23 protein-coding genes are annotated in these 24,000 nt (G+C 64.5%); 15 read left to right on the top strand and 8 right to left on the bottom strand.

From position 1 onward, the window contains the following. Positions 1–77 precede the first annotated feature (77 nt). The gene (locus LRP30_RS38995) at positions 78–449 is read right to left on the bottom strand and encodes a DUF883 family protein (protein ID WP_091882036.1); all 372 of its coding nucleotides are present in this window, start codon (positions 447–449) and stop codon (positions 78–80) included. Between the two features lie 78 nt (positions 450–527). Then, the gene (locus tag LRP30_RS38990; protein ID WP_164940002.1) at positions 528–1,640 is read right to left on the bottom strand and encodes an AI-2E family transporter; all 1,113 of its coding nucleotides are present in this window, start codon (positions 1,638–1,640) and stop codon (positions 528–530) included. Between the two features lie 211 nt (positions 1,641–1,851). Here LRP30_RS38990 and LRP30_RS38985 point away from each other — a divergent pair, with 211 nt between their 5' ends. Together LRP30_RS38985 and LRP30_RS38980 are read left to right on the top strand one after the other, a co-directional pair. Next, complete coding sequence (locus LRP30_RS38985) at positions 1,852–2,634, top strand: L,D-transpeptidase (RefSeq protein WP_249758236.1); 783 nt, start codon at positions 1,852–1,854, stop codon at positions 2,632–2,634. 17 nt (positions 2,635–2,651) lie between these two features. Further along, complete coding sequence (locus tag LRP30_RS38980; RefSeq protein WP_249758235.1) at positions 2,652–3,302, top strand: DUF2865 domain-containing protein; 651 nt, start codon at positions 2,652–2,654, stop codon at positions 3,300–3,302. Between the two features lie 66 nt (positions 3,303–3,368). Here the strand turns inward: LRP30_RS38980 and LRP30_RS38975 are convergent, their stop codons facing one another. Next, positions 3,369–5,462, bottom strand: a complete 2,094-nt coding sequence (locus LRP30_RS38975) for a HAMP domain-containing methyl-accepting chemotaxis protein (RefSeq protein WP_249758234.1) — start codon at positions 5,460–5,462, stop codon at positions 3,369–3,371. Positions 5,463–5,752: 290 nt separating this feature from the next. On the opposite strand from LRP30_RS38975, the gene LRP30_RS38970 reads away from it, so the two are divergent. Next, positions 5,753–5,908, top strand: coding sequence for a Thivi_2564 family membrane protein (locus LRP30_RS38970; RefSeq protein ID WP_008546817.1), 156 nt, complete (start codon positions 5,753–5,755; stop codon positions 5,906–5,908). 54 nt (positions 5,909–5,962) lie between these two features. Here the strand turns inward: LRP30_RS38970 and LRP30_RS38965 are convergent, their stop codons facing one another. The 4 genes from LRP30_RS38965 to cysD all read right to left on the bottom strand — a co-directional run bounded on the left by LRP30_RS38965 (position 5,963) and on the right by cysD (position 11,546). After that, positions 5,963–6,163 (bottom strand): CsbD family protein, encoded by a 201-nt coding sequence (locus LRP30_RS38965; protein ID WP_164934719.1) that lies wholly within the window; start codon positions 6,161–6,163, stop codon positions 5,963–5,965. Positions 6,164–6,256: 93 nt separating this feature from the next. After that, positions 6,257–8,422, bottom strand: a complete 2,166-nt coding sequence (locus tag LRP30_RS38960) for a malate synthase G (RefSeq protein ID WP_249758233.1) — start codon at positions 8,420–8,422, stop codon at positions 6,257–6,259. 390 nt (positions 8,423–8,812) lie between these two features. Next, positions 8,813–10,729, bottom strand: coding sequence for an adenylyl-sulfate kinase (gene cysC, locus LRP30_RS38955; RefSeq protein WP_249758232.1), 1,917 nt, complete (start codon positions 10,727–10,729; stop codon positions 8,813–8,815). Between the two features lie 22 nt (positions 10,730–10,751). Then, positions 10,752–11,546, bottom strand: a complete 795-nt coding sequence (gene cysD, locus LRP30_RS38950; RefSeq protein ID WP_091882044.1) for a sulfate adenylyltransferase subunit CysD — start codon at positions 11,544–11,546, stop codon at positions 10,752–10,754. Positions 11,547–11,790: 244 nt separating this feature from the next. Between cysD and cysG the strand changes: the two genes are divergently transcribed. From cysG to LRP30_RS38890, 12 genes are all read left to right on the top strand, one after another. Further along, entirely contained in the window at positions 11,791–13,212 is a 1,422-nt protein-coding gene (gene cysG, locus LRP30_RS38945) for a siroheme synthase CysG (protein WP_249758231.1), read from the top strand. Then, entirely contained in the window at positions 13,209–13,526 is a 318-nt protein-coding gene (locus LRP30_RS38940) for a DUF2849 domain-containing protein (RefSeq protein WP_091881306.1), read from the top strand. The genes cysG and LRP30_RS38940 overlap by 4 nt, the downstream gene beginning before the upstream one ends. A gap of 11 nt (positions 13,527–13,537) precedes the next feature. Next, on the top strand, positions 13,538–15,193 hold the full coding sequence (locus tag LRP30_RS38935) for a nitrite/sulfite reductase (protein ID WP_249758230.1): 1,656 nt from the start codon (positions 13,538–13,540) through the stop codon (positions 15,191–15,193). Next, positions 15,180–15,695 (top strand): DUF934 domain-containing protein, encoded by a 516-nt coding sequence (locus tag LRP30_RS38930; protein WP_249758229.1) that lies wholly within the window; start codon positions 15,180–15,182, stop codon positions 15,693–15,695. Before LRP30_RS38935 ends, LRP30_RS38930 begins: the two co-directional genes overlap by 14 nt. Beyond that, entirely contained in the window at positions 15,692–16,417 is a 726-nt protein-coding gene (locus LRP30_RS38925; RefSeq protein WP_249758228.1) for a phosphoadenylyl-sulfate reductase, read from the top strand. The genes LRP30_RS38930 and LRP30_RS38925 overlap by 4 nt, the downstream gene beginning before the upstream one ends. A 124-nt stretch (positions 16,418–16,541) precedes the next feature. Beyond that, positions 16,542–17,531: a sulfate ABC transporter substrate-binding protein gene (locus LRP30_RS38920; protein ID WP_249758227.1), complete on the top strand. Its 990-nt coding sequence runs from the start codon at positions 16,542–16,544 to the stop codon at positions 17,529–17,531. Positions 17,532–17,621: 90 nt separating this feature from the next. Further along, positions 17,622–18,407: a sulfate ABC transporter permease subunit CysT gene (cysT, locus tag LRP30_RS38915; protein WP_245473295.1), complete on the top strand. Its 786-nt coding sequence runs from the start codon at positions 17,622–17,624 to the stop codon at positions 18,405–18,407. Between the two features lie 10 nt (positions 18,408–18,417). Continuing rightward, positions 18,418–19,329, top strand: a complete 912-nt coding sequence (cysW, locus tag LRP30_RS38910) for a sulfate ABC transporter permease subunit CysW (protein WP_128940056.1) — start codon at positions 18,418–18,420, stop codon at positions 19,327–19,329. Next, positions 19,319–20,353, top strand: coding sequence for a sulfate ABC transporter ATP-binding protein (locus LRP30_RS38905; protein ID WP_249758226.1), 1,035 nt, complete (start codon positions 19,319–19,321; stop codon positions 20,351–20,353). The genes cysW and LRP30_RS38905 overlap by 11 nt, the downstream gene beginning before the upstream one ends. Before the next feature lie 94 nt (positions 20,354–20,447). Beyond that, the gene (locus LRP30_RS38900) at positions 20,448–20,951 is read left to right on the top strand and encodes a CAP domain-containing protein (RefSeq protein WP_128940057.1); all 504 of its coding nucleotides are present in this window, start codon (positions 20,448–20,450) and stop codon (positions 20,949–20,951) included. A gap of 78 nt (positions 20,952–21,029) precedes the next feature. Continuing rightward, positions 21,030–22,205 (top strand): DUF3734 domain-containing protein, encoded by a 1,176-nt coding sequence (locus tag LRP30_RS38895; RefSeq protein WP_128936602.1) that lies wholly within the window; start codon positions 21,030–21,032, stop codon positions 22,203–22,205. Between the two features lies 1 nt (position 22,206). After that, positions 22,207–22,995 (top strand): 3-hydroxybutyrate dehydrogenase, encoded by a 789-nt coding sequence (locus LRP30_RS38890; RefSeq protein ID WP_091881341.1) that lies wholly within the window; start codon positions 22,207–22,209, stop codon positions 22,993–22,995. Positions 22,996–23,128: 133 nt separating this feature from the next. Here the strand turns inward: LRP30_RS38890 and LRP30_RS38885 are convergent, their stop codons facing one another. Beyond that, complete coding sequence (locus LRP30_RS38885; protein ID WP_249758225.1) at positions 23,129–23,953, bottom strand: sulfite exporter TauE/SafE family protein; 825 nt, start codon at positions 23,951–23,953, stop codon at positions 23,129–23,131. Positions 23,954–24,000 lie beyond the last annotated feature (47 nt).

Raw genomic sequence — 24,000 nt, 5'->3', positions numbered from 1 at the left:
TCCCCCACAAGCCGAACCGCCACACGCCGGCAACGGGCGCGGCAGCGCCGCCGTCTCGAGATCCGTTCCGCAAACCCTTACCGCCGCCAGGCGGCGCCGATCAGGAAGCCGATGCCGAGGGCGAGCCCGACGGTTGCGAGCGGCCGCTGCGTGATGGCCTCTTCCAGCGTCTCCTCGATCGAACCGTAGGCGTCTTGCGCAGCCTCCATCATCGCGCTGCCGCGGTCGGACATGTCGTCCATCGCGGAATCCATGTTCTCGCGCGCCTGGCGATAGCCGCGGCGAGCCTGCCTGCTGGTGGAATTTGCGAAGGTATTGAGCGCGTCGGTGATCTGTTCGGTGAGGGCGGCGATATCGCTTTTCACGGCTGCTACATCCTTCTCGAGGCGTTCCCTGGTGGCTTTGTCGGTCCAGTCCTTCATCCCGGCTTCGGCATTGGTCGTGGACATCGGGAGCTCCAAACTGTTGACGGCTGAGATAGCCGGAGAACGTTTCGTGGTCGGGGAAGTTCCGTTCACGGAAACCGCTCAGGCCTGCGGCAACTGCGGCGAATCCGCCGGCAACAGATGCTCCTTGAGGATCAGGCCGACGATCAGGAACGGCGACGCCAGGAACGCGCCCATCGGGCCCCACATCCAGGTCCAGAACGCGAGCGCAAGCAGCACCGCAAGCGCATTCAGCGCCAAGCGCCGGCCGATGATGGTCGGGGTGATGAAGTGCCCTTCCAGGAAGGTGAGGCCACCGAAGGCGAGCGCCGCCATCAGCGCGCCGCTGATGGTCGGGAAGGCGACCAGCCCCACCATGACCAGTACGGCGAACATCGCGATCGGCCCGATGATCGGAATGAAGTTGAGCGTTGCCGCAAGTGCGCCCAGGCCGGCCGGATTGGGCATGCCAGTGAGCGCGCAGATGAGGCCGGTGGCGACGCCGACACCGACATTGATGACGGTGACGGTCAGGAGGTAGTTGCCAAGATGGACCTCGATCTCGTTGAGAATACGCAGTGTACGCAGCCGCGCGTCGTGATTGCTGAAGTTCATGATCATCGCCCGCCGCAGGTCGCGCCAGCTTGCGATGAACAGAATGAGGGTGACGAAGAACAGCAGAAATTCAGTAAAGGTCGGCGACAGAAATTCCAGCGTCGGCTGCACCCACTCGATCTTCGGCAACTGGAAGCTGGGGAATTCCTCCGAGCCGCCGACCATGGCTTGCAGCTCGCGCCACAGCGCCAATGGTCGGTCGAACACGTGCAGCTTGTCCTTCAGTTGCGCGCCGAGCTCCGGCAGGTGCGTGCTCCATTCCATCACAGGCGAGGCGATCAGCGCGACCGCGAACGCGACCACTGCCGTCCCCGCGATAACGATCAGGACGGCACCGAGCGCGCGCGGCACCTTGCATCGCTCGAGGAAGCTCGCCGCCGGCGACAGCATGGTGCCGATGACGAAGGCCATCACCACGGGCAGGAAGAACGCTTTTCCGACATAGAGCACGGTGACGACCGCAATCAGCAGGAGGCCTGCGAGTGCGAAAGCGACGAACTCGGTGCGGCGGATGACCGGTGGCAGCTCACTATGGCTGTCGGGAAGCGGTTCACCGTCGCTGTTGCCGGGAATCAGACGTTCGCTGGGAAGGACGCGCACAATATCTCTCCCGCACGCGCAACTCGCGATCCGCGCGCCCATCGACGATCCGACAACGTGCTGGCTGAGCAAGGGTTCCGTCGCGGCTTCGTGAAGACGCGCTCGCTTGACTGTGACGTCGCTGCCGCAGAGTTCGGCGGAACCTGAGTCGGCCCGGTCGCGTTTGTTGGCGACAGCATCACCCAGATGCACACATCCAACGGGGCAGTTCATGACAAGGTTCTCTCTCGTCCGCCGCTTCTCACCGCGCGCCGTCACTGCGTTTGCCTTCGCAAGCGCACTGCTCACCATGCCCTTTGGCGGCGCGCGTGCGCAAACCCTCGGCTTTGCGCCGATGCAGTCGCAGTCGTATCCGCAGGACCAGGGCTATTCACAGGCTTATGGAAGCGAGGCACCGCAAGCCGCAGACGAGGACGCCCGGCTGCCCGATCGGCTGCGCAGGCAGATCGTCAGCTTCGACAGGAGCGAGCCGGCCGGCACCATCGTCATCGATACCAACAACACCTATCTCTACTACGTGCTCGGCCAGGGACGCGCGATCCGCTATGGCGTTGGTGTCGGCCGCGAGGGCTTTACCTGGGCGGGCGTTCAGAGCATCAGCCGCAAGGCCGAGTGGCCGGACTGGCATCCGCCGGCCAAAATGATCGCGCGCCAACCCTATCTGCCGCGCTTCGTGGCGGGCGGTCCGGGTAACCCGCTCGGTGCCCGTGCGATGTATCTCGGCTCGAGCGAATACCGCATCCACGGCACCAACGATCCCAGCACCATCGGCAAGTTCGTCTCGTCCGGCTGCATCCGCTTGACCAATGAGGACGTCATCGACCTGTTCGGCCGCGTCAATGTCGGGACGAAGGTCGTGGTGCTGCCAAAGAACGCGCCGCTGATGGCCAAGGGAAGCGACAAGGGAGGCGATTCCGTGCGCAAGCACCCGGCCATGACGACGCTGCCCTCGGGCCACCAGGCGCTGAACATCTCGGCGTCGTCGGTGAACTGAGAGTTGAGTGAGGCTACATGGAAAGACGTTCATTCGGTAAACTGGTCGGTGGTGCGGCGGCCTTGTTCACCGTCACCGCCCTCGGCCTCGCGTTGACGCCGTCGGCGCATGCGGAGGATTTCTTCTCGGCGCTGTTCGGCGCGTTCGGCGCACGGCCTCCCCAGATCCGGACGCCGTTCCCAAACGATGACATGCCGCGCTACGACATGCCGCGCCAGCGAGCCGCCTATGGTGGCGGCGCCGCCTATTGCGTGCGCGGATGCGATGGCCGCTATTTTCCGGCGCAAGGAACGGATGCCGAAAGCAAGGCGCAGTCCTGCAAGAGCTTCTGCCCGGCGTCCGAAACCTCGCTGGTCTATGGCAGCAACATCGACGACGCCACGACGGAGAACGGAAAGTCCTATTCCGATCTGCCGAACGCCTTCCGCTATCGCAACGAGATCGTCGCGGGCTGCACCTGCAACGGCAAGGATCCGGTCGGGCTCGCCCAGGTCAAGGTCGAGGACGATCCCACCTTGCGCAAGGGCGACATCGTCGCGGGCGCTGGCGGCCTCGTGGTCGCAACTCGCAACGCAAACGACCGCCGCGGCGTCGCGATGAATTTCTCGCCGCTGCCGGAATCCGTCCGCGCCAGATTCCGTCAGGTGCCGGTGGTGGCGAAGGAGTAGGGGAGCTCTCTCCACGTCGTCCTGGCTTTCGCCAGGACGACGGCGAGGGTGTAGCGCCAGCGTGCCCTACGCCGCCCGGATCTTGCCCAGGAAATCGCTGACCTGCTGACCGAGTTGGCGGCTCTGCGTCTCGAGCGTCTCGGAGGCCTGCTTGACGTTCTCGGCGGCACCGGCCGCGGTGTCGGCATCGGCCTTCACGCCAGTGATGTTGTCCGAGACGTTCTTGGTGCCCTGCGCCGCATATTGCGTGCTGCGGGTGATCTCCTGGGTCGCCGCACCCTGTTCCTGCACGGCGGCGGCGATGGCGGTGGCGACCTCGTTCACTTCGCCGATGATGCCGCCGATGGCCTGGATCGCATTGATGGCATCGCCCGCGACCTTCTGGATGTCGGCGACCTGCTCGGAGATTTCCTCCGTTGCCTTCGCGGTCTGGCTCGCCAGTGACTTCACCTCGGACGCCACCACGGCAAATCCGCGCCCCGCTTCGCCGGCACGGGCGGCCTCGATCGTGGCATTGAGCGCGAGCAAATTGGTCTGCGCCGCGATGGTGTTGATCAGCCCGACCACCTCGCCGATGCGCCCCGCCGACTGCGCCAGCCCTTGCACCGTGCTGTCGGTTTCGCGCGCTTGGTTGACGGCGCGACTGGCGATGCCTGCGGCATGTGCGGCCTGCTGGCTGATGTCATTGATTGAAGCGGAGAGCTCCTCGGCCGCTGCCGCGACGCTCTCCACACTCGTAGAGGCATCGTTCGAGGCCTTGCCGGCGACCTCGACGCGTTCATTGGTCTGGCGCGATACCGCCGACAGATCGCCCGAGGTCTTGCGCATCTCGCCGGACGCCTCGCTCAACTCGCCCAGCGATTTGCGCACCACGCCCTCGAACTCGCCGACATAGGCCTCCATCGCACGCTGACGTGCGGCGGCGCCGGCGTTACGTTCGCGCTCCTGCGCCTCGATCTTGAGCTTGTCGATCGCCTGCTGCTTGAAGGTTTCGAGCGCGCCGGCAAGCGAGCCGATCTCGTCCTGGCGGTCGAGATAGCCGGGATCGACGGTGAGGTCGCCGCCGGCGACCTTGAGCATCGCGTCGCGGATCCGGTGCAGCGGCGTGATCACGCGGCGGCTGACCGCCAGCATGGCCACGCCCGTGAACAGAATCGCGGCAATCAGCAGCACAAGCTGGGTCAGCAGCGATTGCAGCGCCTGCGCGCGCTGGCTGGTGGAATGGTCCCTGGCGACGCCAAGCGCGGTATCGGCGAGTTTGATCGCGCTCGCCATCCGGCCGACCGAGTAGGGGCTCCACTGATTGGCAGTCATCGACGCCTTCTCGCCCTTGGCGATTGCGGCGATGATGCCGTCGCGGGTGGCGAGATATTGCGGGTCGAAATAGAACGATTTGGTTTCCGCCATGGCCGCAGCCAGCGCCGGCGGCAATTGCATGCCCGATGCGGCGAGCTCGGTCGCGCTCCAGGCCGTCTCGGTGCCGCCGATCCATTTGGTGAAAGCGAGCTGGACCTCGGGCGAGATCTTGCCGCTGTTGAGCGCGTTGCCGACGATCAGCGAGGATTCACCCGCGTTGACGCGCAACAGCCAGGCCATCTGCTTGATCATCAGCAGTTGATCGATCATTGCGTCCTGATGATTGACGCTCGCGGCTAGCACGGGCGACAGCTTTTCGAGGATGGCCATCAGCCCGTCCTCGCTCTCGAGATACTCTTTGACAAGCGCCGCGCGACGCGATGCCCTGGGCTTGGCGACCTCAGTCCAGAACTCAGCCTGCTGCGCCAGCAGCGCCTTGTTCAGCCGGTCGAGATCGGCAACCACCGTCCTACCCAGAGGCAAGTCGATCGAGGGTAAAATCTCGATCGCACGTGCCAGGGCGGGCATCAGCTCGTCGCGGATGCCGCGGATGTATGTCTCGATTTCCTTGTCCATCTGGATATCGGAGATCAGCTGACGGCTGCTGGTCGAGCGGTCGGAGCGGATGTTCGCCATCGCCTTGAACACATCGGCGGAGGCCGCTGCTACCGCGACGATCCGGTTGGCCTGCTGAAGCCGGATCCACGAATTCCATGCGCTGATCGAGAAGCCGATTACGACGACGAGTGCGGTGGACAGGATCACCGCTTTCAGCAACGTGGATACGGTCAGGCGGTTGAGCATCGGATCCCCCGGTACGCGTTTCGAAGTTCGTGGCCCCCAACGGCAGCCCCCTACGAACTTCGAACGACCAAAGGGATGCGCGCAGCAAAGGCGCCGGCCGGTGGCAGGCGCCTGAAGCGCATTTGGCCTCAAAAGGGTAAAAACTTAGACAGTGATGCTGCCGTAAAATTACGGGGACCTTTGCTGCGTCGGGCAAATACCTGAAATTGCAAGGGGTTGCAGAGGCGGAACCCGCGCGCCTTACAGGCGTTAGGACGAGGCAGCGATTTGCCTGAAGGGGGGTCCTAGCGATGCTGGTCGGCGTACTCGTCACCTTTCTCGTCGTTATTCTCGTACTTTATCTCATTAACATGCTGCCGATGGACGGCCGCGCCAAGCAGATCGCGCGCGTGATCGTCATCATCATCGGCATCGTGTCGCTCCTGAAATATCTTGCGGTGTTCTAGCGGACCCATCCAAACAAAAAGCCCCGGCCTGGGCCGGGGCTTTTTCGTGCTGCCTCAATGCAGCGACTTGAGCCAGTCGTCGACGTCCTGACGAACCTGGTCCTTGGCCTTGCCGTAACGTTCCTGGAGCCGGCCCTCGAGCTGCTCGCGACGTCCCTCGATCAATCGGAGGTCGTCGTCAGTGAGCTTGCCCCATTTCTCCTTGGCCGAGCCCTTGAACTGCTTCCAGTTTCCTTCGATGCGATTCCAGTCCATGACCATCTCCATCGCGTTGATGGCCTACAACGCAAGCGGCGCGCAGCCGTTCCGCTGCGCGCCGCGACGTTTCGCCCTTCGAACTGAGGCTATTTAACCCGCTGCCTTCGCCTCGCGGCGGCGGGCGGTGAGGATGTATTCGGTGTAGCCGTTCGGCTGCTCGCGGCCCTTGAAGATGAGGTCGCAGGCCGCCTTGAAGGCGACGCCGTCGAAGGCGGGCGCCATCGGCTTGTAGATCGGATCGCCCGCGTTCTGTTTGTCGACGACCACGGCCATGCGCTTGAGCGATTCCATCACCTGCGCTTCGGTGATGACGCCCTGGTGCAGCCAGTTGGCAAGATGCTGGCTGGAGATGCGTAAAGTAGCGCGGTCTTCCATCAGACCGACATCGTGGATGTCGGGCACCTTCGAGCAGCCGACGCCCTGGTCGATCCAGCGCACGACATAGCCGAGGATGCCCTGGCAATTGTTGTCGATCTCCTGCCTGACGTCGTCAGGCGCCCAGTTCGACTTCGACACCGGGATGGTGAGAATGTCTGCGAGCTTTGCGCGCGGTCCGCCCTTGGTCAGCTCCTCTTGGCGCGCGATGACGTTGACCTGGTGGTAGTGCAGCGCGTGCAGCGTCGCGGCGGTCGGCGAGGGCACCCAGGCGGTGGTGGCGCCGGCCTGCGGATGGCTAAGCTTCTGCGCCAGCATGTCCGCCATCTTGTCGGGCGCGGCCCACATGCCCTTGCCGATCTGGGCATGGCCGGGCAGGCCGTCGATCAGGCCCATGTCGACGTTCCAGTCCTCATAGGCCTTGATCCAGGCCTGCGCCTTCATCTCGTTCTTGCGGATCATCGGACCTGCTTCCATCGAGGTGTGGATCTCGTCGCCGGTGCGGTCGAGGAAGCCGGTGTTGATGAACATGATGCGCTTGGAGGCGCGCTGGATGCAGGCCTTGAGGTTGACGGTGGTGCGCCGCTCCTCGTCCATGATGCCGACCTTGAGCGTGTTCTCGGGCAAGCCCAGCATCTTCTCGACGCGGTCGAAGATCTCGCAGGTCAGCGACACCTCGTCGGGGCCATGCATCTTCGGCTTGACGATATAGGCAGATCCCGTGCGGCTGTTCTTGACCTTGGAATTGCCCTTGAGGTCGTGAATGGCGAGCAGGCCCGACACGGCCGCATCGAGCAGGCCTTCCGGAATTTCCTCGCCGGTCTCGTCCAGCACCGCGTCGGTGAACATGTGGTGACCGCAATTGCGCATCAGGAGCAGGCTGCGGCCGTGCAGCTTGAGCTCGCTCTTGCCATCCGGCGTCTTGTAGCTGCGGTCGGCGTTCAGCGAGCGCGTCAGCGTCTTGCCGCCCTTCTCGAAATCGGCCGACAGCGTGCCGTTCATCAGGCCGAGCGTGTTACGGTAGACCAGCACCTTGTCCTCGGCATCGACTGCGGCGACGGAGTCTTCCATATCCAGAATGGTCGAGACCGCGGCCTCCATGATCATGTCGGCGACGCCGGCCGGATCGTCCTTACCGATCGCGCTGCTGCGGTCGATCTTGACGTCGATGTGCAGGCCGTTGTTGACGAGCAGCACGGCGGACGGCGCGGCCGCATCGCCCTGGAAGCCTGCGAACTGCGCCGCGTTCTTCAGCGCGGTGGCGTTGCCGCTCTTCAGCTTCACCGCGAGCTGGCCCGCGACGACGCTGTACGCGGTGACGTCGGTGTGGCTGCCGGTCGCCAGCGGCACGGCGGTATCGAGGAATGCCTTGGCCTTGGCGATCACCTTGTCGCCGCGCGCCTTGTTGTAGCCCTTGCCGCTCTCGGAAGGATCATGCGGAATGGCGTCGGTGCCGTAGAAGGCGTCGTAGAGCGAGCCCCAGCGCGCATTCGCCGCATTCAGCGCATAGCGCGCATTGGTGAGCGGCACGACGAGCTGCGGGCCGCAGATCTTGCCGATCTCCTCGTCGACATTGGCCGTCTCGACCTTCTGCATCGCCGGCTCCGGGACGAGATAGCCGATCTCCTTCAGGAAGGCGGTATAGGCGTTGAGGTCGAACGCCTTGCCCTTGTTGGCGCGGTGCCAATCGTCGATCTTGGCCTGCAGCGTGTCGCGGAAAGCGAGCAACGACCGGTTCTTTGGCCCCAGCTCCTTGATGATGGCGGCAAGCCCGGCCCAGAACGCATCCGGCGCGATCCCCGTTTTCGGGGCCGCTTCCTTGGCGATGAAATCGAACAGGACGGGAGCGATCTTCAATCCGTGGGCATCGACGCGTTTCATGATGGGCTTTCTTGTTGGAAATGGCTGCTTTTGGCTGCTTTTGACCCGACAGCAGCAAAATGCGCCCATAGAGGGCGGCTTTCGGAGGCCTATTAGCCCCAAAATCAAGGCCGTGAGAAGACCCCTAGGGGGTTGTCAAAATGTCAAGGAAGGGTGGGGGACCGGTCGGGCCGCGACTTGCGATAGCCGTCGGGTGCTATCTCTCTCCGATGTCGTCCCGGCCTAGTGTGCAATTGCGCACCGGGGGCCGGGACCCATTACCCCAGGGAGGAGTTTGGCGAAGATTCGTGATCCGGGACTGCTGTAGAGCCCGATCGATAGATCACGCGGTATGGGTCCCGGCCTTCGCCGGGACGACACCGTTGGTGTGGCGTGGAATGGAGCTGTGCCTCAAATATTCGCGGCGAGGTCCACGACTTCGTCGAACAGCACGCCGGTGGTCTTCAGCATGCGCTCGATCTCGTCGGCGGCATCGGCGACGGTCCGTGCCGACGTATCGATCACGAGCTCGGCGGCCTGCGGCGCCTCATAGTCGTTGCCGATGCCGGTGAACGAGGTGAGTGCGCCGGCGCGGGCCTTCTTGTAGTGGCCCTTGGGATCGCGTTCCTCGCACACGCCCGCAGGCGTCGCGACATGGATTTCGCGGAACGCGGTGTCGGCGATCCGGCGCGCGGTGGCGCGGTCCTCGCGCGCTGGTGAGACCGCGGCGACGATCGCGATGTGGCCGTTGCGCGCGAGGTGCGTCGCGACTTCCGCGAGGCGGCGGATGTTCTCGCTGCGATCAGTGGCGGTGAAGCCGAGATCGCTGTTGAGCCCGGCGCGCAGCGTGTCACCGTCGAGCAGGATCGGCGAGCCGCCATTGGTGAACAGCCGCCGCTCCAGCGCCTTGGCCAGGGTCGACTTGCCGGAGGCGGGCAGACCCGTGAGCCAGACCACGGCACCGTTATGGCGGTAGCGCGCGGAGCGCTCGTCAGGGCGCAGCGCCGATTCCACCGGCACGATATCGACCGGCACGGCGCGCTGGCCGGCATCGACCGACAGCACCAGGCCGCCGCCGGCGATGCGCCCGGACACCTCGATCACGAGACGTCCGGTGCGCGGATTCTCGGTGTAGGGATCCGTTGCGATCGGATTCGAAAGCGAAATGTCGATCTCGCCGACATGGTTGCGGCCGATCGCCTTGTTCTCACTGCTTTCGAGCTCGCCGGGATCGACCGCCTTCTCGATCGCCACCACGGTGGCGCGGCTTTCCTTCGGCCCGCAGCGGACCAGGAGCTGATCGCCCTTGGCGAGCGGCTTGTCGTGCAGCCAGAAGATGCGCGCGCGCAGACGGCGCGTCTCACGCGGTGCGGTGCCGGCATGCGCGATGATGTCGCCGCGCTCGATGAACAATTCGCGGTCGAGCGTGATGCCGACCGAGCGGCCGGCGCCCTGCCGGCCCGCGACCGGTGTCACCGGCCAGCTCTCGACCGTCTTGATCTTGGCGATCTTGCCGGCCGGCATAATCACGATCTCGTCGCCGGCGATGAGGCTGCCGGATTCGATCCGGCCCGCCACGATGCGGCGGTCGTCGAACTTGTAGATCGCCTGCACCGGCAGCCGCAGGGCCAGCGTCTCCAGCGGCCGCGCCGGCTCGAGGGCGTCGAGCGCCTCGACAACCGTCGGGCCCTTGTACCAGCCGATCCGGTCGGTGCGCTCGGCGACGCCGTCGCCATCGCGCGCCGAGATCGGGATCACTGCGGTCGGCTTCACGCCGAGGCCGTTGAGATGCGCGGAAATCTCGTCGCTGATCTCCTTGAAGCGATCGGCGGAGAAGTCGACCCGGTCCATCTTGTTGACGACGATCGCGACCTGCTTCACGCCGAGCAAATGTAGGAGATAGCCATGACGCCTTGTCTGGTCGCGCACGCCTTCGAGCGCGTCGATGATCAGCACCGCGCCGTCGGCCTGCGAGGCGCCGGTGATCATGTTGCGCAGGAATTCGGCGTGGCCGGGTGCATCGATCAGCACGATGTCGCGCGAATTGGTGCGGAAGCGGATCTGCGTGGTGTCGATGGTGATGCCCTGGTCGCGCTCGGTCTGGAGTGCGTCGAGCAGGAACGACCATTCGAACGGCATGCCGCGCCGTGCGCTGACGGCTTTCAGCATGTCAAGCTTGCCGTCGGGCAGGCTGCCGGTCTCGTGCAGGAGGCGGCCGACCAGCGTCGACTTGCCGTGGTCGACATGGCCGACGATGACGATGCGCACTTGCGGACGCGTGGTGCCGTTCGGAGTGGCCGGCGAAGCCGTGGTGACGATCATGTTCATGCGACGCTCGCGTCCTTGGGAATCAGAGATAGCCGGCGACGCGCAGGCGCTCGAAAGCGTCCTCGGTCTCGTGGTCGAGCGCGCGCCCGGCGCGCTCCGGCACCTTGGTCTGTTCGAGCTCGATCAGGATCTCGTCGATGCTGACGGCGGTCGAAGCGACCGGATTGGTGATGTCCTGATCGCCCAGCGAGCGATAGCGCTTGCCGTCCTTGGCGAGATACAGCGGGATGATCGGGATGTTCTCGCGCTTGGTGTAGGCCCAGATGTCGGCCTCGGTCCAATGCAGGATCGGGTGGATGCGCAAGTGCGCGCCTTGCGGCGGCGAGGCATTGAAATGATCCCAGAACTCCGGCGGCTGATCACGCACGTCCCAATTGCCTTCCAGTCCGCGCGGCGAGAACACGCGCTCCTTGGCGCGCGTTGCCTCCTCATCGCGGCGAATGCCGGCGATCAGGCCGTCAAAGCCGTACTTGGCGAGCGCCATCTTGAGACCTTCGGTCTTGCGCGCGGCGGAACGCGCGGCCGGCGGCAATGTCGGATCGACGGCATCGATCGGCGGGCAGGGCTCGACGCGCAAGTCGAGGTCCCACTCTTTGCCGTAATGATCGCGGAAGCGATACATCTCCGAAAACTTCTTGCCGGTGTCGACATGAAGGGCCGGGAACGGCATCTTGCCGAAGAAGGCTTTCCGCGCCAGCCAGATCATCACGTTGGAGTCCTTGCCGAGCGACCACAGCAGGGCGATCTTCTTCAGCCGTGCGAAGGCCTCGCGGAAGATGTAGATGCTCTGCGCCTCCAGCTGGTCGAGATGATCCATGCTTGGGGCAAGCTCGGCAGAAAATTCTTGCGCGCGCACGCGCTCAGCCAGTGCCGGATTGCTCAGTCGATCAGCAGCGGAATCGTCCTTGAGAAGATGCATCTCTGCCACTTTGCGTTTGGAGGCGAAAATTCTATAGTTGCAGTGCGGAAGAGAAGAAAAAATTTTCTCTTTGCGCGCTCGAAACGAGACATATATAGAAAATAATTCCAGTCAACCCCGTTTGTGGGGAAGCGGGTATCGCATGCGGTTCTTACCGGTGTTTCTCGATCTCAAGACCGGTCCGGTGGTTCTCATCGGCGCGGGTGAGCTTTTGCGCGCCAAGCTGCGCGTGCTCACGGCTGCCGGCGCGCGCATCCGCGTGCATGCGATCGATGGCGATCGTGATCTGAGCCTCAGCTCCGAGGACGCCGCACGCGTTGAATTCGCATCTGGTGATCCGCAGGCAGCCGATCTCTCGGGCGTCATCGCTGTCGTCTGCGCCGGCGCAGGTGATGTCGGTGTCGCGATGTCGGTTCGCGCCAAGGCACTGGGTCTGCCCGTCAACGTGATGGACGATCTCGTACATTCCAGCTTCATCTTCCCGGCGATCGTCGATCGCGGCGACGTCGTGGTCGCGGTCGGCACCGGCGGCACCTCGCCGGTGGTGGCGCGGCGCGTGCGCGAAAAAATCGAGGCGCTGCTGCCGGCCCGCATCGGCGAGCTCGCCGAATTCATCGGCGGCTTCCGCAAATCCATCAACGAGCGCATCGCCGAATTTCCGCTGCGCCGCCGCTTCTGGGAGCGCGTCATCGACGGGCCGATCGGCGCTGCCGTGCTCGCCGATCGCAAGAGCGAAGCGGATGCGGCGCTCAAGGCTATTGCTGATCCCTCCGCCTTCGCGCGCGCCGACAAGCCGGAAGGCTCGGTCGCGCTGGTCGGCGCCGGGCCCGGCGATCCCGATCTCCTCACCATCAAGGCGCTGCGCGCGCTGCAGGATGCCGATATCGTCTTTCACGACGAGCTGGTCTCGCCCGAAATTCTCGACCGCATCCGCCGCGATACCACGCGCGTTGCCGTCGGCCGCCGTGTCGGCAAGCCTGGCATCGGCCAGGATGCCATCAACAAGCGCATGATCGAGGCCGCGCAATCCGGCCAGCGCGTGGTGCGGCTGAAAGGCGGCGATCCCTTCGTGTTCGGCCGTGGCGGCGAAGAGATGGAAGCCTTGCGCGCCGCCGGCATCGCCTATTCGATCATTCCCGGCATCACCGCAGGTATCGGCGGTGCGGCCGATTTCGAAGTGCCGCTCACTTACCGTCATGAAGCAACTCGCATCACCTTCCTCACCGCGCACAAGGCGCGCGATGCGGAAGTCGTGGACTGGTCGACGCTGACCGACACCAAGATGACCGTCGTCGTCTACATGGGCACGACTGCCGCGCCCGCCATACGCGCCGGCCTCTTCGCCGCCGGCCGTTCGCCGGAAACCCCGGTCGGCGTGTTCGCCCGCGTCACGCGCCCCGACGCGCAAGGCGCGATCGGCACGCTCCGCGACCTGCCCGAGCTCGTGCGGCGGACCAATGGCGGTCCTGCCATTCTCATCATCGGCGAGGTGGTCCGGCATGCCGGCTCGCTTCGCCAAACTCCCAACCAAATCATCTCTGACCTCCTGGATGCAGCCGAATGACCTCCCCGCTTGAACAGAAGAAGATCAAAATCGCCGGCCCCTCGGTCGTGACCGCCAACCGCACCTGGGACGGCATTGTGGTCTATCGCACCGCCGCCAAGGGCTGGTCCGCGGACCTGTCGGAAGCCGCGATCGTGCGCAACTCCGACGAGGCGAAGGCGTTGCTTGCTGAGTCCGTCGCCGATGACGTCGGCGCGATCGGTCCTTATATCGCGCCGGTGCAGATCGGTGCGGACGGCAAGGTCCAGCCCGGCAATCTGCGCGAACAGATCCGCCGCACCGGCGTCACCATCGGACAGCCGGCCCAGGTTTAAGGCGCTTTCTTATGTATGCTTACGACGAAATCGACCGCACGCTCGTCAACGAGCGCGTCTCGGAGTTCCGCGACCAGGTGAAGCGGCGCCTCTCCGGCGAGCTCACCGAGGACGAGTTCAAGATCCTGCGGCTCCAGAACGGCGTCTATCTGCAACTGCACGCCTACATGTTCCGCGTTGCGATCCCCTACGGAACGCTGGCGACCAACCAGCTGCGGGCACTCGCCCATGTCGCGCGCAAATATGATCGCGGCTACGGCCATTTCACCACGCGGCAGAACATCCAGTTCAACTGGATCAAGCTTGCCGAGCTGCCGGACGCGCTGGCTGATCTCGCCAAGGTCGGCATCCATGCGATGCAAACCTCCGGCAACAACATGCGCAACGTCACCTCGGACCAGTGGGCCGGCGTCGCGCCGGGCGAGATCGAGGATCCCCGCATCTGGTCGGAGCTGATCCGCCAGCACACCACGCTGCATCCGGAATTCTCGTTCCTGCCCCGCAAGTTCAAGATCGCGATCACCGCGTCGGACCATGACCGCGCCGCGATCAAGATCCACGACATCGGCCTCCGCTTGATCAAGAACGAGAAGGGCGAGACCGGCTTCGAGGTGCTGGTCGGCGGCGGTCTTGGCCGCACGCCGTTCATCGCCAAGACCATTAAGCACTTCGTGCATGGCCGCGACATCCTCAGCTATATCGAGGCTATCTTACGCGTCTACAACCAGTACGGCCGCCGCGACAACATCTACAAGGCGCGCATCAAGATCCTGGTGCACGAGCTCGGCATCGAAAAATTCTCGCGCGAGGTCGAGGATGAGTGGCACCAGATCCGCAACTCCTCGCTCCAGATCGACGACGAGGTGATCGAGGACATCCGTTCGCGCTTCACCTATCCCGCTTACGAGAAGCTGCCGCACATGCCGGACGAGCTGCGGCAGGCCGCGGCCGATCCGGATTTCGAGGCGTGGCGCAAGAACTCGGTGGCCCCGCACAAGGTGCAGGGTTACTCCATCGTCACGATCTCGCTGAAGCCGACCGGTGGGCCTCCAGGTGATGCCACCGCCGAGCAGATGGATGCGCTGGCCGATCTCGCCGACAGATATTCCTTCGGTGAGATCCGCGTCGGCCACGAGCAGAACCTGGCGCTGCCGCACGTTGCCAAGCGCGACCTGCCGACGCTCTGGAAGGCGCTCGACAAGCTCGGGCTGGCGACGCCCAACGTCAATCTGATCACCGACATCATCGCCTGCCCGGGTCTCGACTATTGCTCGCTGGCGAATGCGCGCTCGATCCCGATCGCGCAGGAGCTGACGCGGCGGTTCGCCAATCACGAGCTCGCCAACCTGATCGGGCGTCTCCACATCAACATCTCCGGCTGCATCAATGCCTGTGGCCATCACCATGTCGGCCACATCGGCATTCTCGGCGTCGAGAAGAATGGCGAGGAGGTCTATCAGATCACCATCGGCGGCCGCGCCGACGAGAACGCAGCGCTCGGCACCCTGATCGGCCCGGGCGTGAAGTTCGACGAGGTCGCCGACGTCGTCGAGGACATCGTGGAAGCTTATCTGGCGCTGCGCGAGCGGCCCGAAGAGCTGTTCATGGACACGGTGAAACGCCTCGGCGTCGAACCCTTCAAGGAGCGCGTCTATGCCACTCGTTAACGGCGGAAAGATCGTCGACGACAGCTTCGTCAAGCTCGCCGTCGATACGCCGCTGCCCGAGAGCGACGACATCCTGGTGCCGGCCGAGCGCTTCCTCGGTGAGGCGGAAGGCCTGCTCAAGCGCGCCGGCAAGGTCGGCGTGATCTGGCCCAACAATCGCGACATCGCCGAGCTCGTGCCTTATCTTGGCAAGGTCGCCACGGTCGCGCTGGTGTTTCCGACCTTCCGCGACGGCCGTGCCTACAGCCAGGCCCGGCTGCTGCGGGAGCGCTACAATTACCGCGGTGAGTTGCGTGCCACCGGCCAGGTGCTGCGTGACCAGTTCGTATTCATGCTGCGTGCCGGCTTCGATGCCTTCGAGGTCAAGAAGCAGGCCGACGCGGAAGCCTTCATGCAGACCGCCAAGCGCTATTCGGTGTTCTACCAGCCGACCGGCGACGGCCGCATCACGGCCCTGCACCGGCGCATGCAGTTGCGCCATTCCGAAGGTGTCGGCACGTGAACGCGATCGCGCCTCAGGTTTCGTCCATCTCTGCGCTGCCCCCGGCGGACGAGCTCGATCGGAGCTTACGCGATGCCTCGCCCGCGGAGGTCATCGCCGCAGCGCTGAAGACGGTCGGGCGCGACAAGCTCGCGCTGGTGTCGTCCTTCGGTACGGAATCGGCGACGCTGCTCAAGGTGATGGCGGACGTCGACCCGGCGATCCCGGTGATCTTTCTCGACACTGGCTGGCTGTTCGAAGAGACGCTCGCCTATCGCGACACTTTGATCGCGACGCTGGGCCTGAAGGACGTCCGTTCGATCAAGCCGGCCGAGGAAACGCTATCGCGCGACGATCCCGACCGCGACCTCTGGTTCTCCAATCCCGACGCCTGCTGCCGCATCCGCAAGGTGGAGCCGCTGGCGCGTGCGCTCAAGCCGTTCTCGGCCTGGCTCAACGGCCGCAAGCGTTTCCAGGGCAACGCACGCGCCGACATTCCGGTCGTCGAGGACGACGGCGCGCGGTTGAAGTTCAACCCGTTCGCCAATGTCTCGCGCGAGGAACTCGAGGCCATCTTCGTCCGCGCCAAATTGCCGCGTCACCCTCTCGTCGCCTCCGGTTTCCTGTCAGTTGGGTGTATGCCTTGCACGAGCAGAACGGCCGAAGGCGAGGATTCTCGCGCCGGTCGCTGGCGCGGCCGGGCCAAGACAGAATGCGGCATTCACACGATGAAGACTTCGTAGCACAGTCAGGCTGCGACATCGCGAACAAGAAAATCCGGTTCCGTTGACTTAAGCGCGTTTCGACCCGAGTTATGCCTGCACGCCTTCGCTGACACCGACGTCAACGAAGTGAATGGAGATGGACATGATGCGCCGTATCGTTCCGCTCGCTGCAGGACTTCTCTGGGCAAGCTCGGCTCTCGCCGCTGACATCAATCTGCTGAACGTGTCGTACGATCCGACGCGCGAGCTCTATGCCGAGTTCAACAAGGCGTTCGCGAACGCCTATCAGAAGGAAACCGGCAAGAGCGTCGAGATCAAGCAGTCGCATGGCGGCAGCGGTTCGCAGGCGCGCGCGGTGATCGACGGATTGCAGGCCGATGTGGTGACGCTCGCGCTCGCCTATGACATCGACGCCATCGCCGCCAAGGGCCTCACCACAGCCGATTGGCAGAAGCGGCTGCCGCAGAATTCATCACCCTACACCTCGACCATCGTCTTCCTGGTGCGCAAGGGCAATCCCAAGGCCATCAAGGACTGGGACGACCTGCTCAAGCCGGGCGTCGCGGTGATCACGCCGAACCCGAAGACATCAGGCGGCGCGCGCTGGAATTACCTCGCAGCGTGGGGCTTCGCGCAGAAGAAGTTCGGCTCGGCCGACAAGGCCAAGGACTTCATCGGTAAGCTCTATCAGCAGGTGCCGGTGCTCGATACCGGCGCGCGCGGCGCCACCGTGACCTTCGTCGAGCGTGGCGTCGGCGACGTGCTGCTCGCCTGGGAGAACGAGGCGTTCCTGGCGCTGAAGGAGTTCGGCGCGAACAAGTTCGAGATCGTGGCGCCGCCGCAGTCGATCCTCGCCGAGCCGCCGGTCGCCATCGTCGACAAGGTTGCCGACAAAAAAGGCAACCGCAACGCCGCCGATGCCTATCTCCAATATTGGTACACCAAAGAGGGGCAGGAGATCGCCGCGCGCAATTTCTACCGCCCGCGCGATCCCGAGGTCGCCAAGAAGCACGAAAGCGCCTTCGCCAAGGTCGAGCTGTTCACGATCGACGACGTCTTCGGCGGCTGGACCAAGGCACAGCGGGAACATTTCGCCGACGGCGGCGTCTTTGATCAGATCTACAAGAACTGATCGAGCGCTGTCTTTGGGCGGTTTTTAGCAGGGGGCCTGGTGAGCGCACTCGCAGCACGACGCCGGACATTGCCGGGCTTCGGTCTCACCATGGGACTGACGCTTTCCTGGCTGTCCGTCATCATCCTGATTCCGCTCGCCGGCCTGTTCCTGAGATCGCTCGAGTTGAGCCCAGAACAGTTCTGGAACATCCTTTCCAGCCGCCGCACGCTGAACGCGCTTCGCGTCTCCTTCGGCCTCGCCTTCGCCGCCGCCTGCGTCAATCTGGTGATGGGCAGCATCATCGTCTGGGCGCTGGTGCGCTATCGCTTTCCCGGCCGGCGGCTGTTCGATGCCATCGTCGACGTGCCCTTCGCGCTGCCGACCGCGGTCGCCGGCGTCGCGTTGACCGCGCTGTTCGCCGAGAAGGGCTGGCTGGGCGCGCCACTCGCGGCGCTCGGCATCAAGGTGGCGTTCACGCCGGTTGGCATCTTTGTTGCCATGATCTTCATCGGCATTCCCTTCGTGGTGCGCACGGTGCAGCCGGTGCTCCAGGATCTCGACCCCGAGATCGAGGAGGCCGCGGGCAGCCTGGGCGCCAGCCGCTGGCAGACCATCATCCGCGTGATCCTGCCGTCGCTCGCACCGGCGCTGCTCACCGGCCTTGCGCTCGCCTTCGCCCGTGCGGTCGGCGAATACGGCTCGGTGATCTTCATCGCCGGCAATCTGCCTAATGTCTCCGAGATCGCGCCGCTGCTGATCGTGATCCGGCTGTCCGAATTCCGCTACGCCGATGCGACCGCGATCGCGGTGGTCATGCTCGTCGTCTCCTTCGTCATCATCTTCGCCGTCAACCGGCTCCAGCGCTGGGCGCAGAGCCGGATCCCGGAGCGCTGAGGGGGATGCGATGACGTTGCAGATCGCAGAATCCGCTTCGCTGGTCTCGCCCGATGCGCGCGCACGTGCGCATGCGGCCGCCGCGCGCGACAGCCTGCGGACCGAACCCAGGGCGGTGCGCATCACCATCATCGCGCTGGCGATGATCTTCCTCACCGTCTTCGTCGTGCTGCCGCTCGTCGTGGTGTTCGCCCAGGCGTTCTCGAAAGGAATCCTCGCCTATCTCGCCGCGCTGGCCGAGCCGGAGGCGCTGGCTGCGATCAAGCTGACGCTGCTGGTCGCTGCGATCTCTGTCGGCCTCAATCTTGTCTTTGGTCTCATCGCGGCCTGGGCCATCGCCAAGTTCGACTTCAGGGGCAAGACCTTCCTGATCACGCTGATCGACCTGCCGTTCTCGGTCAGCCCGGTGATCTCGGGCCTCGTCTTCGTGCTGCTGTTCGGCGCGCAGGGCTATTTCGGTACCTGGCTGCGCGAGCACGACATCCAGATCCTGTTCGCGGTGCCCGGCATCGCGCTCGCCACCACCTTCGTGACCTTTCCCTTCGTGGCGCGCGCGCTGATCCCGCTGATGCAAGAGCAGGGCACGCAAGAGGAGGAAGCGGCGATCTCGCTCGGCGCCTCGGGCCTGCAAACCTTCTTCCGTGTCACACTGCCAAACATCAAATGGGGCGTGCTCTATGGCGTGCTGCTCTGTAACGCGCGCGCGATGGGCGAGTTCGGCGCGGTCTCGGTCGTCTCCGGCCACATCCGCGGCGAGACCAACACCATGCCGCTCCTGGTCGAGATCCTCTACAACGAGTACCAGTTCGTCGCCGCCTTCGCGATCGCCTCGCTGCTGGCGATGCTGGCGCTGATCACGCTGATCGCAAAAACCGTTCTCGAACGTCATCTGAACGAAGGACAAGACGCCCGTGACCATTGAAGTCAGGAATCTCGTCAAGAAGTTCGGCAGCTTCAAAGCGCTCGACGGCGTCGATCTCAAGGTCGACAATGGCGAGCTGGTCGCGCTGCTCGGGCCATCAGGCTCCGGCAAGACCACGCTGCTGCGGATCATCGCCGGCCTCGACTGGCCCGACGCTGGCGACGTGTCCTTCAACGGCGAGGACGCGCTGGCGCAGGGCGCGCGCGAACGGCATGTCGGCTTCGTGTTCCAGCACTACGCGCTGTTCCGCCACATGACCGTGTTCGAGAACGTCGCCTTCGGCCTGCGCGTGCAGCCACGCGCGGTCCGGAAAGACGAAGCCACGATCCGTGCGCGGGTGAAGGAGCTACTCGATCTCGTGCAGCTCGACTGGCTCGCCGATCGCTATCCGAGCCAGCTTTCCGGCGGTCAGCGCCAGCGCATCGCGCTCGCCCGCGCCCTCGCGATCGAGCCGCGCATCCTCTTGCTCGATGAGCCCTTCGGTGCGCTCGATGCCAAGGTGCGCAAAGAGCTGCGCCGATGGCTGCGCTCGCTGCATCACGAGATCAACGTCACCTCGATCTTCGTCACCCACGATCAGGAGGAGGCGCTGGAAGTCGCCAACCGCGTCGTGGTGATGGACAAGGGCCGGATCGAGCAGATCGGCTCGCCCGACGATGTCTATGAAAGCCCGGCGACCGCTTTCGTCCACGGCTTCATCGGCGAATCCATCGAGCTGCCGATTGAAGTGAACGGCGGCGTGATCCGGCTCGGCGACCGACCGCTGCGGCTTGCTGCGGATGGGGTTGTGCCTGGCGCGTCAAAACTGTTCGTGCGGCGACATGACATGCTGGTCGGCCCGCCCGGCTCCGGCGCCTTCGAGGGCGCGGTTCAGCATGTTCGCAATTTCGGCCCCGTGCAGCGCGCCGAGGTCGCGCTATCAGGCGGCGAGACCATCGAGATCGACGCGCCCCGCGATAGGGAACTGCGCGCCGGCGATACGATCGGGCTCGAACCGCGCCGCTACCGGATATTTGCGGGCTAGATCCCCGGAATGACACCGAGCAGATTTTCCTCAAAATTCACCTTTCAGCCACGGTTGGTATGCAACAACGGCCCCTCATTTGGGGGCCTGATTCATGCGCGCTGCGGCCGCAATATCAATCACTTTGCTTTTGGCCGGCTGCGCCGGCAACGAAGCGCCGGTCCAGCAGCCGTCCATGTATACCGACATGGCGGTCCCGGGCGCCAAGCTCGATGCACAGGCAGCCGCCGTGATGATCTCGCAATACCGCCAGAACAACGGGCTCGGTACCGTCGTGATCGATCCCGATTTGATGCTGCTCGCCGAATCCCAGTCCCAGGCCATGGCGGCCGCCAACAAGATGGACCATGACGTTCGCGCGCCGCTCGCCAAGCGGCTCGCCGGCGGCGGCTATCCCGCGACCGTGGCGGTCGAGAACGTCTCGGCCGGCTATCATACGCTGGCGGAAGCGTTTTCCGGCTGGCGCGACTCGCCGCCTCACCGTGCCAACATGCTCAAGGGCGGTGTCACAAAATTGGGCATCGCGGCGGGCTATGCTCCCGGCACCAAATACAAGGTGTTCTGGACCATGATCCTGGCTTCGACGGACCCGCGATAAGCCAGACTTGATCCCGGGATGCATTGACGCCGCGGCGGACTGTCGCCACGGTGGCTCGCCTTTTGCTATTGTTCCCTCATGACAGATCATAGTCCGGACTCCGCCAGCATCCCCGCGAATGCGCAACGCGTCCTGGTCCTCCAGGGCGGTGGTGCGCTCGGCTCGTACCAGGCCGGCGCCTTCCAGGCGCTGTGTGGCTACGGCTTCGAGCCGGAATGGGTCGCCGGCATCTCCATCGGCGCCATCAACGCCGCCATCATCGCCGGCAACGAGGGTCGCACCCGCGTCGAGCGGCTGAAGGAATTCTGGGAGATGGTGTCGGCGCCGGTGCCGTGGAAGCCGGTCGGCAAGAGCGATCACAGCCGCGAGCTCTTCAACTCGACGAGCGCAGCGCTGATCGCGACCTTCGGCGTGCCCGGTTTCTTCGTCCCGCGCGTTCCGCCGGCACCGCTGTGGCCGCCGGGTCACCCTGAGGCGGAGAGCTATTACGACACCGCGCCGCTGAAGAAGACGCTGGAGCGTCTGGTCGATTTCGACCGCATCAACGATGTGAAGACGCGCCTGTCGATCGGTGCGGTCGGCGTCACCTCCGGCAACTTCAAATATTTCGACAATTACGAGTTCAAGAAGCTCGGCAAGAGAATCGGCCCCGAGCACATCATGGCCTCCGGCGCGCTGCCGCCGGGGTTTCCGTCCGTCGTCATCGATGGCGAGCACTATTGGGACGGCGGTATCGCCTCCAACACGCCGCTCGACTACGTGCTCGACGCCGAGCTTGCCCGCGACATGCTGATCTTCCAGGTCGACCTGTTTTCCGCGCGCGGCGACCTGCCGACCTCGCTGCTCGAGGCCGCCGAGCGCGAGAAGGACATCCGCTATTCCAGCCGCACGCGGATGAACACCGACAAGAACAAGCAGCTGCACAACGCCCGCCGGGCGGTGCGCGATCTCATCAGCAAGTTGCCGGATTATCTCAAGAACGATCCCTCCGTCGAATTCCTCGCGAAGGCGGCGCGCGAAAGCACGGTCACGGTGGTGCACCTGATCTATCGCAGCAAGAACTACGAATCCTCGTCCAAGGACTACGACTTCTCGCATGTCGCCATGGTCGAGCATTGGGAAGCCGGGGTGCGCGACGTGCATCTGTCGATGCGCCACAAGGACTGGCTCGAGAGGCCGCAGTCCGGCGAGACCATGGTCACCTACGATCTCACGGGGGACGTCACCGCACCCTCGGCAAAAAGGAGCGAATGAAATGGGTAGTCTGTCAGGCAAGAACGCCGTCGTGACCGGATCGACCAGCGGCATCGGGCTCGCTTACGCACGCGCCTTCGCCGCCGCCGGCGCCAACGTGGTCATCAACGGCTTCGGCTCGCCCGAGGACATCGAGAAGGAGCGCGCCAAGATCGAGTCCGATTTCAAGGTCAAGGCGATCTACTCGCCCGCCGATATGACCAAGCCCGCCGAGATCGCCGGGATGATCGCGCTCGGCGAGAAGACGTTCGGTTCGGTCGACATCCTCGTCAACAATGCCGGCATCCAGTTCGTCTCGCCGATCGAGGAGTTTCCGCTCGAGAAGTGGGACCAGATCATCGCCATCAACCTGTCGTCGGCCTTCCATGCCATCCGTGCCGCCGTGCCCGGCATGAAGAAGAAGGGGTGGGGCCGCATCATCAACACGGCGTCGGCGCACTCACTCGTCGCCTCGCCCTTCAAATCGGCCTATGTGTCGGCCAAGCACGGCATCGCCGGTCTCACCAAGACCGTGGCGCTGGAAGTTGCGACCCACAAGATCACCTGCAACTGCATCAGCCCCGGCTATGTCTGGACGCCGTTGGTCGAGAAGCAGATCCCCGACACGATGAAGGCGCGCAATCTGACGCGCGAGCAGGTCATCAATGACGTGCTGCTCGATGCGCAGCCGACCAAGGAGTTCGTCACCTCCGAGCAGGTCGCCGCGCTCGCCCTGTTCCTGTGCAGCGACGATGCCGCCCAGATCACCGGCACCAATCTCTCGATCGATGGCGGCTGGACCGCGGAGTAAGCGCTCGATGCCGCAGGGTGGGCAAAGGCGCGTCAGCGCCGTGCCCACCATTTTTCCGCGCTTGAAAGAAGTGGTGGGCACGCTTTCGCTTTGCCCACCCTACGAAAGTGAGAACGAGGCGGCAGCCTCTCGCTCAATGCGTCCAGGCCAGCGCCGTCACGAACGCCGTCGACAAATTCAGCTCCGCAAACAGGATCTTGCCGGCGACTACGAACAGCACGCTGGCAAGCGTCAGGCGCAGCACCGTCTCAGGGACGCGCGTCGCGCTGAAACTGCCGACGATGATGCCGGGCAGCGAGCCCAGCAGCAGCACGCCCATCAGCGCCCAGTCGACGTCACCGAGCGCCCAGTGTCCGATGCCGGCAACCAGCGTTAGCGGCACGGCATGGGCAATGTCGGAGCCGACGATGGTCGCCATCGGCAAGCGCGGGTAGAGCAGCAGCAACACGGTGACGCCGACCGCACCGGCGCCGACCGACGAGATCGAGACCAGCGCGCCGAGTACGATTCCGGTGATCACTGTCGCAATTGCGGTGGTGCGCGCGTCGACCTGCTCGAGGCGCTTCCGGTAGCGATCCATGAGCGACTTGCGGAAGATCAGCGACGTCGCAGTCAGAATCAGCGCGAAGCACAGCACGAGATTGACCAGGCTGCGCTCGGTATCGCTCTTGAGGTCGAGCTTCCACAGCACCAGCAGCGTCACCGCGCTCGCCGGAATGCTGCCGGAAGCGAGCCGCAGCACCGCCGGCCAGTGCACGCTGCGCGACCAGCCATGGACCACGCTGCCGCCGGTCTTGGTGGCGGCGGCATAGAGCAGGTCGGTCCCGACCGCCGTGGAGGGATGAACGCCGAACAGCAGGATCAGGAGCGGCGTCATCAACGAGCCGCCGCCAACGCCGGTCATCCCGACAAGCAGGCCGACGCCGAAGCCAGAGGCGACGTAGAGTGGATCAAACATGTCCGGGGAATCTTAGGTTGGTCTCGTCGGTTGGGCAATACGACGTA

It is taken from the genome of Bradyrhizobium sp. C-145 (genome assembly GCF_023375135.1).
In the GTDB taxonomy this organism is placed as follows: domain Bacteria; phylum Pseudomonadota; class Alphaproteobacteria; order Rhizobiales; family Xanthobacteraceae; genus Bradyrhizobium; species Bradyrhizobium zhanjiangense.
Note: the sequence above shows the minus strand (reverse complement) of the source record. Positions and strands in the feature narration are given on the sequence as shown.

Bases quoted from the DNA above. Each gene is read 5' to 3' on its own strand.
- cysW (WP_128940056.1), top strand. From the start codon at position 18,418: ATGACGTTGCAGATCGCAGAATCCGCTTCGCTGGTCTCGCCCGATGCG.
- LRP30_RS38985 (WP_249758236.1), top strand. From the start codon at position 1,852: ATGACAAGGTTCTCTCTCGTCCGCCGCTTCTCACCGCGCGCCGTCACT.
- LRP30_RS38975 (WP_249758234.1), bottom strand. From the start codon at position 5,462: ATGCTCAACCGCCTGACCGTATCCACGTTGCTGAAAGCGGTGATCCTG.
- cysD (WP_091882044.1), bottom strand. From the start codon at position 11,546: ATGGATCATCTCGACCAGCTGGAGGCGCAGAGCATCTACATCTTCCGC.
- LRP30_RS38965 (WP_164934719.1), bottom strand. From the start codon at position 6,163: ATGGACTGGAATCGCATCGAAGGAAACTGGAAGCAGTTCAAGGGCTCG.
- LRP30_RS38895 (WP_128936602.1), top strand. From the start codon at position 21,030: ATGACAGATCATAGTCCGGACTCCGCCAGCATCCCCGCGAATGCGCAA.
- LRP30_RS38935 (WP_249758230.1), top strand. From the start codon at position 13,538: ATGTATGCTTACGACGAAATCGACCGCACGCTCGTCAACGAGCGCGTC.
- LRP30_RS38995 (WP_091882036.1), bottom strand. From the start codon at position 449: ATGTCCACGACCAATGCCGAAGCCGGGATGAAGGACTGGACCGACAAA.
- LRP30_RS38885 (WP_249758225.1), bottom strand. From the start codon at position 23,953: ATGTTTGATCCACTCTACGTCGCCTCTGGCTTCGGCGTCGGCCTGCTT.
- LRP30_RS38980 (WP_249758235.1), top strand. From the start codon at position 2,652: ATGGAAAGACGTTCATTCGGTAAACTGGTCGGTGGTGCGGCGGCCTTG.
- LRP30_RS38930 (WP_249758229.1), top strand. From the start codon at position 15,180: ATGCCACTCGTTAACGGCGGAAAGATCGTCGACGACAGCTTCGTCAAG.
- LRP30_RS38890 (WP_091881341.1), top strand. From the start codon at position 22,207: ATGGGTAGTCTGTCAGGCAAGAACGCCGTCGTGACCGGATCGACCAGC.
- LRP30_RS38970 (WP_008546817.1), top strand. From the start codon at position 5,753: ATGCTGGTCGGCGTACTCGTCACCTTTCTCGTCGTTATTCTCGTACTT.
- LRP30_RS38920 (WP_249758227.1), top strand. From the start codon at position 16,542: ATGATGCGCCGTATCGTTCCGCTCGCTGCAGGACTTCTCTGGGCAAGC.
- LRP30_RS38960 (WP_249758233.1), bottom strand. From the start codon at position 8,422: ATGAAACGCGTCGATGCCCACGGATTGAAGATCGCTCCCGTCCTGTTC.
- cysC (WP_249758232.1), bottom strand. From the start codon at position 10,729: ATGAACATGATCGTCACCACGGCTTCGCCGGCCACTCCGAACGGCACC.
- LRP30_RS38940 (WP_091881306.1), top strand. From the start codon at position 13,209: ATGACCTCCCCGCTTGAACAGAAGAAGATCAAAATCGCCGGCCCCTCG.
- LRP30_RS38900 (WP_128940057.1), top strand. From the start codon at position 20,448: ATGCGCGCTGCGGCCGCAATATCAATCACTTTGCTTTTGGCCGGCTGC.
- cysG (WP_249758231.1), top strand. From the start codon at position 11,791: ATGCGGTTCTTACCGGTGTTTCTCGATCTCAAGACCGGTCCGGTGGTT.
- cysT (WP_245473295.1), top strand. From the start codon at position 17,622: ATGGGACTGACGCTTTCCTGGCTGTCCGTCATCATCCTGATTCCGCTC.